The organism is Nocardia amamiensis NBRC 102102 (assembly GCF_001612745.1).
Taxonomy (GTDB): Bacteria; Actinomycetota; Actinomycetes; order Mycobacteriales; family Mycobacteriaceae; genus Nocardia; species Nocardia amamiensis.
On the sequence record NZ_BDBA01000097.1, the window covers coordinates 23,056 to 33,018 of the forward strand.

The window sequence follows — 9,963 nt, forward strand, 5'->3', positions numbered from 1 at the left end:
CAAGCGGCGGTCGCTCGGATGCGAGCCACAAGGGGGCCGCGAACACGCCGCGCCGCAGGCGCGGCCAAACAAGCACAGCTCAGGCCACGTAGCGTTCTGGAGCGCCTACCGTCGTCAACGGTGCCTGCTCCTCAGCGAAGCCGGGACGTCCGGTACCGATGAACGCGACCAACCACGAGGCGACCGCGGCGAAGCGGTTGCGGAAGCCGACCAGGTACAGCAGGTGCACCGCCAGCCACATCAACCAGGCGATCACGCCGCGGAAGGTGATGTGCTCGTTGAGTTTCACCACCGCGCTGAACCGGCTGATCACCGCCATGCTGCCCTTGTCCCAGTACTTGAACGGAGTGCCGGGCCGCTTCTTGCGGCGGATGATGTCGGCGGCGTGCCTGCCCTCCTGCATGGCCACCGGCGACTGTCCGGGATAGCCGTTGAGCGAGGTCATATCGCCGATGGCATAGATGTCCGCGTACCCGCCGACGGTGAGATCCGGATTGATCAGCAGGCGGCCCGCCCGGTCGGTCTCGACGCCGGTGGCGTCGGCCAGGATTTTCGCGAATCCGCCCGCCTGCACACCCGCCGACCAGACCACGGTCTCCGCCGCGATGCTGTGTTCCACCCCGTCCTTGCCTTTGACGGTGACCTTGCCGTGCTCGATATCGGTGACGAACGTGCCGAGCAGCACGTCGACGCCGCTGCGGGTCAACGACTTCTTCGCGTATTCCGACAGACCGCCGCCGAACGGCGGAAGCACCTCGCCGGCACCCTCGACGAGGGTGACCGAAATCTCCTGGTGGTAGTGCCGTTTCGCCAGCTCCTTCAGCTGACCGGCCACTTCGACGCCGGTCGCGCCCGCGCCGACCACGACGAAGCTCAGCAGCCTGCGCCTGGCCTGCTCATCGGCCTTCGCGGCTTCGGCGAAGACCCGCTCGATCTGCGCGCGCAGCCGGCGCGCGTCGTCGATGGTCTTGAGCGAGAAGGTCTTCTGGGCGAAATCGTCCCGGCCGAAGTAGGACTGGCTCGCGCCGGTCGCGGCGATCAGCGAACCGTAGCGGATCCGGTGCCGCATCCCCTCGTTGTTCTGGTAGGTGACGATGGCTTGGTCGGGGTCGATGTCGACCACTGTGCCGAGGCGCACATCGGCCTCGCGATAGCGGCGCAGGACGCCCGCGATCGGCGGCGCGATCTCGCCCGATGTGAGCACACCGGTCGCTACCTGGTACAACAGCGGTTGGAACAAGTGCTCGGGCGTGCTGGAGATCAGCACGAAGTCCACCCCCGACTTGGCCAGCTGCTTGGCGGCGGCGAGCCCGCCGAACCCCGATCCGACAATGACGACACCTGCGGTTTCGATCCCCGCATCCACGTACTGCATGACAGCCTCCTTCTCTCATTACGAACCGTGATCCGGAGGGCGGATATTTCAGGTGTCAGGGCGCATAATTAAGATGACTCTTATCTCGATCAGTAATTAATGGGAGGCGCTGTGGAACTTCGGCAGCTCACCTACTTCGTCGCGGTGTGCGAGGAGCTGAGCTTCAGCGGCGCCGCCGCGCGCTGCTTCATCTCACAGTCGGCGATCAGTCATCAGATCTCCCGGCTCGAGCGCGATCTCGGCGTGCAACTGTTCGAACGCTCCACCCGCTCGGTCGTGCCCACCGACGCCACCGCTCGGCTACTTCCCCTGGCGAAACAAATGCTGAGCTTGGAGTCGGCGATCCGCGCGGCGGTGCGCACGGTGGGGCCGCGAATCCGGTTGGCGGCGAACATGTCCTTCGCCACCCGCTCGCTGTCGGCCATCGCGGGGGCGCGCGCCGCGCACCCGGAGGCCGAAATCGAGTTCGTGATCAAGCCGTTCCGCCAGCGCATCGCCGCCGTCACGGACGGGGACTGCGATCTCGCGCTGATCCGCGGCAGCGTCGAGCAGCCGGGGCTCGCGGTGGAACAGCTCTGGGTCGAAGACCTGGTGATCGCCACCTCCAGCGCCCATCCACTGGCGACCAGGGACGTGGTGACCTTGTCCGATCTGAGTTCGTATCCGCTGCTGCTGCCGCCGGAACAGGAACAGGTGCTGCTGCACACCGTGATTCGCAACGCGTTCGCCGAACTGCCCACGGGCCCGACCTTCGGGCCGCCCATCCCGCCGGACCACACCGCGACGATGGAGCTGATCAACCGGCCGGACGCGTGGACCGTGCTCTATGCCGAGAGCACCACCGAGGGACTGGTGGTGCTCCCGCTCGCCGAACACAAGCTGCGCATCCCGGTTTCGGCGGTGCTGCGCGCCGAAGTCAAACGTTCACCGATCCTGACCACCCTGCTGTCGACGCTGCGTCGCTGCTGAGGTGGTCACTCCGGGGTAGACGAGGCGTTTCCGGGGCACGCCCGGTTCAGCTCACCCACGGCGGGGTGATGCGCGTTCCGTCCGCGAGTTCGCCCGCGAAGCCGACCGGTGCAATCACCGTCAGTGTGGCGGGAGCCTCTCCCGGATTGTCCAGGCGAATGGTGGATTCGGCGGGGGCGACGGCGGCATCCCCTGGTTCCAGGGATGACGATTCACCATCGACAGTGAATGTCGCTGCACCACTGAGGAGTACGAATGCTTCCTCACGGAGGATGCGGTGTTCGACACCGACGGTTCCGGCGGCGATCTCCAGCTGCCACACGCATACCTCCTTGCTGCCGGTGCCGGGACGGATGAGCGGGGTGAAACGGGCGTTGTGCATCTCGTGGACGGTGGTCTCTGCGGCACGGACGACCGGCATTTCCATCTCCTCTATAGTCAAGTTACTTGACTAATATAGTCAAGTAACTTGCCCACCCTGTCAAGTGCCAGGATGCATCCATGCCTTCCGTCCCGCCACCCGCCCAGGATCTGCCACTGCTCTTGCTCGCGGCGGCCGCGCAAGTCACCGACGCCATCCACACCGGCGTGGTGGCGGCGGGATTCACCGATGTGCGTCCCTCGCACGGATTCGCCTTCGCGCGGATGACGCCCGACGGCGCGACGGTGGTCGAGATCGCCGAGCATCTCAGCGTGAGCAAGCAGGCGGCGAGTCAGCTTGTGGACGAGTTGGTGCGCAAAGGGTATGCGCGGCGCAACCCGCATCCGCACGACGCACGAGCCAAGCTCATCACGCTGACCGAACGCGGCTGGGCCTGCACCCGCGCCGCAGACGCCGCGGCGGCGGAGTTCACGCAGCGCTGGGGCGCGACGTTGAGCCGTGCCGACATCGTAGATCTGCGAAACATGTTGGCCCGCGTGGTCACTCCGGGCCGGGTGCGGCCCTCGGCGTGGTAGTTCTCGGCGTCGTCCGGGGCAATCACGGAAGCGGAGTGAATCCGATTCCGATCGTGCTCGGTCCTTGCGCTGCGATGTCGTCGAGAATCCCATGAATACCGGAGAACTGGAACGGTGCCCACGGATTGCGCGGATTGATTGCGGAGGTGATGCCGACCAAACCGCTCCGCGTGGTCACCGGGCCACCGCTATCGCCCGGAATGATCGCAGCCCACGAACTGATGACGTTGTTCTTGTACTCGATCACGAGACCGCATGTCTTCCTGGACACCTGACCGTACTTGCAGATGATGTCCCTGAGCGGGACAGGCTTCGCGCCGATCTTCCTGATCACGATTCCGTTCGGCGTCTTGTTGACCGGATTGATCTTCGTTTCGTCCAGCTTGATGACGGCGTAATCCTTGGACGAGTCGACCGGATACTGCATCGACGGAAACCCGGGCCAATTCGTGGGCCAGGTGGCGTAGTACCCGATCGGGCCCAGTCCTGGATTCCCCGTGAGGAATACCTCCTGAGTTCCGGTGTCCCGAGTCATCATGTGCCCGGCCGTGATAGCCACCAGATTGCCGAGTTCGTCATATCCGACAGCCCCGACAGTTCCCCAGCTTCCACAGGGCAGTCCGCCATCAGACATGATCGACGTTCCCGGACCGAGGTTCACCCCGGATGGCGGCGGCGTGCCCACGTAAGTGAACGGCACTCCGTTACTGACCCCGCTCGGCGTGGTGACTGTGACCAGCACGACTCCCGTTACGGCAGGAGAGATAGCCGTGATCTGCGTTGCGGAGTCGATCGTGAATGACGTCGCCGCAGTGGCGCCGAATACGACCGCCGTAGCTCGGGTCAGATTCGTCCCGGCCAGGGTGACCGTGGTTCCACCGATGAGCGGCCCCGAACCCGGGCTCGCCGAGACCAGAGTTGGAGCCGTAGGCAGGGAAGTAATGGTAGGCATAGTGCCACCTCCTCGACCGCGGTGGGAGTGTGTTCCGCTCACCAGGGTGGCCAACTCGTTTCGTCCCGGCTCCATTCAGTAACGCCCCTATACAGGTACCTGGGCAACGGGTCTCTCGATCCGTTTTCGTCCGTTTTCAGATGAACCCAGATCAGGACGTATCGTTCAAATCTGGTGCGGGCCGAAAGGTTCGAGATCACCTAGCAGCGCTGTTGCGGCCACCCTGGAACCCGAGTTCGTCCAAGTGCCGTTCGGGCGCATCGCGCCGAATACGGGTCAGACGCCCAATTCCGTTGCGGCCAGCGCCGTTCCCTCGATGCGCGCCCTGACCTTGGCGAACGCGGTTTCCCGCGAAGTCGACAGGTCGTCGGCGAACGGCGCGAAACCGCAGTCGTCGCAGGTACCCAAGCGCTCGACGGGCAGGTAGCGGGCGGCGAGCAGCACCCGGTCGCTCACCTGCTCGGGAGTCTCGACAACCGGGTCGATCGGGTCGGTGACGCCGATGAACACACGGGCTCGGGCGGGCAGGTGTTCGGCGAGCACCGCGAGGACCTTCTCCGGCTCCGGTTCGCTGGCGAACTGGAGGTAGAACGCGCCGACCCGCAACTGCAGCAGCTTGGGCAGCAGAGCGGTGTAGTCCACGTCCAAGCTGTGCGTGGAGTCCTGGTCGCCGCCCGGGCAGGTGTGCACGCCGATCCTGGCGCGCTCCTCGTCCGAGAAACGATCGAGCACAAGGTTGTTGAGCTCGATGAACTGGTCGAGCAGGCCGCCGCTCGGGTCCAGCTCGAGCGAGAGCCGCCCCTCGGTGAAGTCGAGCTGCACCAGGTGCGCGCCTTCGTCCAGGCAGCCGCGGATATCGGCCTCGGCCGCGTCGGCCAGATCGGCGAGGAACCGGTCGCGCGGATAGTCCGCGATGCCGTCGGGCGGGTAGAGCAGGCTCAGCGCCGACGGCGCGATGACCGCCTGCTTCACCGGCACGGTGGCGTGCTGCTTCGCGGCGCGCAAGTAGTCCACCGCGTGCGCGGCGTACCGGAACGGCCCCGAGGTCAGCCGGGGCAGCTGCCGCTGGTGTCCGTCGGCGAACGGGATGATCGCGCCGTCCGGGGCCAGATTGTCCAGCCCGGCGATCGGATAGGTGGCGAAACTCGGCTTGGTCTGCTCACCGTCGGTGACGACGGGAGAGCCGAGTTCCTCCAGGCGGCGGATGGTCTCGGCGACCGCGCGCTGCTGGAGTTCGGCGAACACGGTGGCGTCGCCGGAATCATCGGCCATTGCGGCCAGGAGGTCGTGAGTGCGAGGAATGCTACCGATCGGTTCTGTGGGGAGGCTCACAGGAGGCAGTGTACGTCCGGCGCCTGACGTTCGACTCGAATTTGCCTGGGGCTGAAGTCCATTCGCAAACGTCTCGAAGCGCAAGCGTGCGATCATTCCCCCGCCATCCAAGCAGCCGAGGAGTCGCTGATGCTGCAGGCTGTCAGAGATCGGGCGGCAGCACATATCCTGCTGGGCACGATCTATGTCGATGGCGGCGCTCGAGCACACCGGTTCCGCGCCCGTCAGTAGGCGAGCGCCGCCCACGGAATATCGATCGGGAACGGGTGCGTGAACGACACTCGCTCCTCGCTGTCATTCACCCATTCACCGACGAGCCGGTATTCGACCGGATGCAACGGGGTGACCCGATCAGGCAAAGGCCCGTACCCGGTTTCCAGGCCATATGCGCGAATCCTCGCAATGGCACTGACATCGGAATCGAGCTTCACCTCCCAGTACCACGGGATCCCGGCCTTCGCATACCGGCCTTTCTTGGCCTCCATATCGGGCCCGGAATTCGACGGTGAAAGCACTTCACCGACAAGCAGTGTGTCAGCGGCCCGTATGTCCTGGTAGGGCGGGAGGCAACGGAACACGAGGAAGTCTGGAGTGAGGAAGTCCGATTTTCCGCTCGTCCCGAGGAACACGTTGGTCTCGAACTCGGCCTCCCAGCAGGCTCCAGGGCGCCCCGACATGGTTTCGCGCGCACACCGCTCGATTTCATGAACGACGCGTCGGCTGAACCGCTGATGTTCCCGGGGACCGCGGCGCATCCACTCCACGCGCCCTTCCCAGAGTTCGATCTGTTCCGCAATCTCTTCGGGCAGACGCTCCAGTTCCTCCCATGTCATGTACTCGGGCAAGTCTGGACGCTCGATACGGGGCGGCGACATGCCGCAATGATAGCCGTGGAGACACCCGTGGCCCCGGCTGTTTCCAGCCGAGGCCACGCGAGCACAGGATCAGCCCTTGTGCGTCTTGACCGCTTCGGTCAGCTGCGGGGCGACGTTGAACAGGTCGCCCACGATGCCGTAGTCGGCGATCTCGAAGATCGGCGCCTCTTCGTCCTTGTTGACCGCGACGATGGTCTTCGAGGTCTGCATGCCCGCGCGGTGCTGGATCGCGCCGGAGATGCCGAGGGCGATGTAGAGCTGCGGCGAGACGGTCTTGCCGGTCTGGCCGACCTGGAACTGGCCCGGGTAGTAGCCCGAGTCGACGGCGGCGCGGGAAGCGCCGACGGCCGCGCCGAGCGAGTCGGCCAGCGCCTCGACCACCGAGAAGTTGTCGGCGGAACCGACACCGCGGCCACCGGAGACCACGATGCTCGCCTCGGTGAGCTCCGGACGGTCACCGGCCACGACCGGCTCGCGCGAGGTCACCTTGACCACGCCCTCTTCCTGCGCGGGCACCTCGACGGTGACCTTCTCGCCCGCACCGGCCTGCGCCGACGCCTCGACGGCGCCCGGGCGGACCGAGATCACCGGCACGTCGCCGGTGGCCTTGGCGTCGACGGTGAACGCGCCACCGAAGATGGAGTGCACGGCGCTGCCGTCCGCCTTCACGTCGATGACGTCGACCAGCAGGCCGGAGCCGATGCGGGCGGCCAGGCGACCCGACACCTCCTTGCCCTCGGCGGTGGCGGCGACGATGACCGCGGCCGGGGAGGCCGACTCGGTCAGGCCGGCCAGCACGTCTACCTTCGGGGTCACCAGGTAGTTCTCCACATCGTCGGACTCGGCGATGTAGATCTTCTCCGCGCCCGCGGCGGCCAGTGCGTCGGCCAGCTTCTCGCCCGTGCCGGCCGTGCCGAGCACGACGGCGGCGGGCTCGCCGAGCGCGCGCGCCGCGGTGAGCAGTTCGGTGCTGACCTTCTTGATCGCACCGTCGGCGTGCTCGACGAGCACAAGTACTTCTGCCATTTGTGTTCTCTCCTAAGAAGTCTCAGTCCTCGAGGGCGGGGCGAGCGAGGATCGCGGCTCGTTCCGCCCGACGGGTGCGGGTGTCCCGCATGAGCACGACCGCGATCAGATGATCTTCTGGCCGATCAGGTACTGGGCGATCTTGGTACCGCCGTCGCCCTCGTCCGCGATCTTCTCGCCCGCGGTGCGCGCGGGCTTCGGGGTGGCCGCGGTGACGGCGGTGCCCGCGTTCGCGACACCAACGGTCGACGCGTCGACGCCGAGATCGGCCAGCGTGAAGGTCTGCACTTCCTTCTTCTTCGCGGCCATGATGCCCTTGAAGGACGGGAACCGCGGCTCGTTGATCTTCTCGGTGACGCTCACGATGGCCGGAAGCGTGGCCTCCAGCTTGAACACGCCCTCGTCGGTCTCGCGCTCGCCGGTGATCTTGTCACCGTCGACGGCCAGCTTGCGCAGGTGCGTCAGCTGCGGCAGGCCCAGGTACTCGGCGATGATCGCGGGGACGGCGCCGGCGCGGCCGTCGGTCGACTCGTTGCCCGCGATGACCAGCTCGACACCCTCGACCTGACCCAGCGCACTCGCCAGCACCCACGCGGTCTGCACGGCATCGGAGCCGTGGATGGCCGGGTCGTTGATGTGGATGGCCTTGTCGGCGCCCATGGACAGCGCCTTGCGGATGGCCTCGGTGGCGCGGTCCGGACCGGCGGCCAGCACGGTGACCTCGCCGCCCTGGGCCTCCTTGATCAGCAGCGCCTCTTCGACGGCGCGCTCGTTGATCTCGTCGAGAACGGCGTCGGCGGCCTCGCGGTCGAGGGTGAAGTCACCGTCGGTCAGCTTGCGCTCGGACCAGGTGTCGGGTACCTGCTTGATGAGTACGACGATGTTCGGCATCGGTCTTCGTCGACCTCCTGTTCTGGTTTACACGTATGTGGTGGTCGCACGAGCTGTGCCGTACGTCCGTGTGAGTGGCTCAGGCCGTGACATTACCCTACGTTAAGTTACTCGTGGGTAACTTAGTGGCTTCCCTCTCACAACCGCACATCGGGCGATAAAGTGCGCCGGTTCAGACGTCGCCGTAACGGCTGAGCCGCGCGACGAATCCGACCGGGTGCGGGTGTCCCGCGCCGACACCGTGCCAGTAACGTCGGAGTGATGAGCGAGGCTGTGATCCCTCCCGCAGTGGGCGACCCCACCGGCGTTGCCGCGGACCCCGAGACGAGCGTCGGCGCCGTCGAACCGCTGCCGCTGACCGGCGAGCGCACCGTCCCCGGCATCGCCGAGGAGAACTACTGGTTCCGCAGGCACGAGATCGCCTACGCCCGCCTGCTGGACCGCTGCGCCGGGAAGACCGTGCTGGAGGCAGGCTCCGGGGAAGGCTACGGCGCCGACATGATCGCCGGCGTGGCCACCAAGGTGATCGGAGTGGACTACGACGCCACCGCCGTCGAGCATGTGCGCGCGCGCTACCCGCGCGTGGAGATGATCCAGGGCAACCTCGCCGAGCTGCCGCTGGAGGACGCCTCGGTCGACGTCGTGGTGAACTTCCAAGTGATCGAGCATCTTTGGGACCAGTCCCAGTTCCTGCGGGAGTGCCTGCGAGTGTTGCGCCCCGGGGGTGAACTGCTGATCAGCACGCCCAACCGGATCACCTTCTCCCCGGGCCGCGACACCCCGCTCAACCCGTTCCACACCAGGGAACTGAACGCCGCCGAGCTGACCGAGTTGCTGGTCGACGCGGGTTTCGAGGTGGCACGGATGATCGGTGTGCAGCACGGGCCCGGCCTGCGGGCACTGGACGCCAAGCACGGCGGGTCGTTCATCGACGCGCAGATCGAACGGGCGCTGGCCGGCGAGCCCTGGCCTGCCGAGCTCACCGCGGACGTCGCGAGCGTCACGGTCGACGATTTCGTGCTGGCTGCCGAGGACATCGACGCGAGCCTGGATCTGGTCGCCATCGCGGTGAAGCCTTGACCGATCGCAGTGCCGTGCCCGGCGGGCACTCCGCAAGTCCGGTGCCGGGCCAGTTCACCTTGGTCCTGCACTCCCACCTTCCCTGGCTGGCCAACCACGGTCGCTGGCCGGTCGGCGAGGAATGGCTCTACCAGTCCTGGGCCGCATCCTATCTGCCGGTCGTCGAAGTGCTGAGAACGCTTGCGGTCGAAGGCCGTTCGCACCTGCTGAGTCTGGGCATCACGCCGGTGCTCGCGGCCCAGCTGGACGACCCGCACTGCCTGGCGGGCATGCATCACTGGCTGGGCAACTGGCAGCTGCGCGCCGACGAGGCCGCCATGGCGGGCAACGTCGCGCTCGGCAGGCACGAGCACCGCTCGGCCGCCGCGGCGCTGGCGGAATTCGAGCAGCACTGGCGGCACGGCGCGGCGCCGATCTGGCGCGAACTCGTCGACGCCCAGACCATCGAGCTGCTCGGCGGGCCGCTGGCGCACCCGTTCCAGCCGCTGCTGGATCCGCGGCTGCGG

The 9,963-nt window shown here is 66.6% G+C and carries 10 protein-coding genes and 1 pseudogene; 4 read left to right on the top strand and 7 right to left on the bottom strand.

Going from position 1 to position 9,963, the window contains the following annotated elements; genetic code table 11:
• Positions 1–79 precede the first annotated feature (79 nt).
• Positions 80–1,375 carry an NAD(P)/FAD-dependent oxidoreductase gene (locus NA4_RS19040; protein ID WP_067471364.1) on the bottom strand — a complete coding sequence of 432 codons (1,296 nt, stop codon included), beginning with the start codon at positions 1,373–1,375 and terminating at the stop codon, positions 80–82.
• A gap of 111 nt (positions 1,376–1,486) precedes the next feature.
• On the opposite strand from NA4_RS19040, the gene NA4_RS19045 reads away from it, so the two are divergent.
• A complete protein-coding gene (locus tag NA4_RS19045) occupies positions 1,487–2,344 on the top strand; it encodes a LysR family transcriptional regulator (RefSeq protein ID WP_067471367.1) in 858 nt (285 codons plus the stop codon).
• Between the two features lie 46 nt (positions 2,345–2,390).
• On the opposite strand, the gene NA4_RS19050 is transcribed toward NA4_RS19045, so the two are convergent.
• On the bottom strand, positions 2,391–2,765 hold the full coding sequence (locus NA4_RS19050; protein WP_067471400.1) for a cupin domain-containing protein: 375 nt from the start codon (positions 2,763–2,765) through the stop codon (positions 2,391–2,393).
• Between the two features lie 80 nt (positions 2,766–2,845).
• Here NA4_RS19050 and NA4_RS19055 point away from each other — a divergent pair, with 80 nt between their 5' ends.
• Positions 2,846–3,301 carry a MarR family winged helix-turn-helix transcriptional regulator gene (locus NA4_RS19055; RefSeq protein WP_067471370.1) on the top strand — a complete coding sequence of 152 codons (456 nt, stop codon included), beginning with the start codon at positions 2,846–2,848 and terminating at the stop codon, positions 3,299–3,301.
• 22 nt (positions 3,302–3,323) lie between these two features.
• On the opposite strand, the gene NA4_RS39235 is transcribed toward NA4_RS19055, so the two are convergent.
• The 5 genes from NA4_RS39235 to NA4_RS19080 form a co-directional block, all read right to left on the bottom strand.
• On the bottom strand, positions 3,324–4,253 hold the full coding sequence (locus NA4_RS39235; protein ID WP_218022317.1) for an IPT/TIG domain-containing protein: 930 nt from the start codon (positions 4,251–4,253) through the stop codon (positions 3,324–3,326).
• A gap of 276 nt (positions 4,254–4,529) precedes the next feature.
• Positions 4,530–5,750, bottom strand: a complete 1,221-nt coding sequence (locus NA4_RS19065; RefSeq protein WP_444980040.1) for a cobalamin-independent methionine synthase II family protein — start codon at positions 5,748–5,750, stop codon at positions 4,530–4,532.
• A gap of 59 nt (positions 5,751–5,809) precedes the next feature.
• Positions 5,810–6,460, bottom strand: coding sequence for a Uma2 family endonuclease (locus NA4_RS19070; RefSeq protein WP_084497228.1), 651 nt, complete (start codon positions 6,458–6,460; stop codon positions 5,810–5,812).
• A gap of 69 nt (positions 6,461–6,529) precedes the next feature.
• A complete protein-coding gene (locus NA4_RS19075) occupies positions 6,530–7,486 on the bottom strand; it encodes an electron transfer flavoprotein subunit alpha/FixB family protein (protein ID WP_067471382.1) in 957 nt (318 codons plus the stop codon).
• A 105-nt stretch (positions 7,487–7,591) separates the two neighbouring features.
• Positions 7,592–8,377, bottom strand: coding sequence for an electron transfer flavoprotein subunit beta/FixA family protein (locus tag NA4_RS19080; RefSeq protein ID WP_067471385.1), 786 nt, complete (start codon positions 8,375–8,377; stop codon positions 7,592–7,594).
• 261 nt (positions 8,378–8,638) lie between these two features.
• Here NA4_RS19080 and NA4_RS19085 point away from each other — a divergent pair, with 261 nt between their 5' ends.
• On the top strand, positions 8,639–9,457 hold the full coding sequence (locus NA4_RS19085) for a class I SAM-dependent methyltransferase (protein ID WP_245671481.1): 819 nt from the start codon (positions 8,639–8,641) through the stop codon (positions 9,455–9,457).
• Positions 9,454–9,963, top strand: a pseudogene (locus NA4_RS19090) (1,4-alpha-glucan branching protein); the annotation flags it as partial. The gene NA4_RS19085 and the pseudogene NA4_RS19090, both read left to right, overlap by 4 nt.

What these genes read in the sequence shown, in the direction of transcription:
- NA4_RS19040 (WP_067471364.1), bottom strand. Translation starts at nt 1,375, where the DNA reads ATGCAGTACGTGGATGCGGGGATCGAAACCGCAGGTGTCGTCATTGTC.
- NA4_RS19050 (WP_067471400.1), bottom strand. Translation starts at nt 2,765, where the DNA reads ATGCCGGTCGTCCGTGCCGCAGAGACCACCGTCCACGAGATGCACAAC.
- NA4_RS19055 (WP_067471370.1), top strand. Translation starts at nt 2,846, where the DNA reads ATGCCTTCCGTCCCGCCACCCGCCCAGGATCTGCCACTGCTCTTGCTC.
- NA4_RS39235 (WP_218022317.1), bottom strand. Translation starts at nt 4,253, where the DNA reads ATGCCTACCATTACTTCCCTGCCTACGGCTCCAACTCTGGTCTCGGCG.
- NA4_RS19065 (WP_444980040.1), bottom strand. Translation starts at nt 5,750, where the DNA reads ATGTGCTGCCGCCCGATCTCTGACAGCCTGCAGCATCAGCGACTCCTC.
- NA4_RS19070 (WP_084497228.1), bottom strand. Translation starts at nt 6,460, where the DNA reads ATGTCGCCGCCCCGTATCGAGCGTCCAGACTTGCCCGAGTACATGACA.
- NA4_RS19075 (WP_067471382.1), bottom strand. Translation starts at nt 7,486, where the DNA reads ATGGCAGAAGTACTTGTGCTCGTCGAGCACGCCGACGGTGCGATCAAG.
- NA4_RS19080 (WP_067471385.1), bottom strand. Translation starts at nt 8,377, where the DNA reads ATGCCGAACATCGTCGTACTCATCAAGCAGGTACCCGACACCTGGTCC.
- NA4_RS19085 (WP_245671481.1), top strand. Translation starts at nt 8,639, where the DNA reads ATGAGCGAGGCTGTGATCCCTCCCGCAGTGGGCGACCCCACCGGCGTT.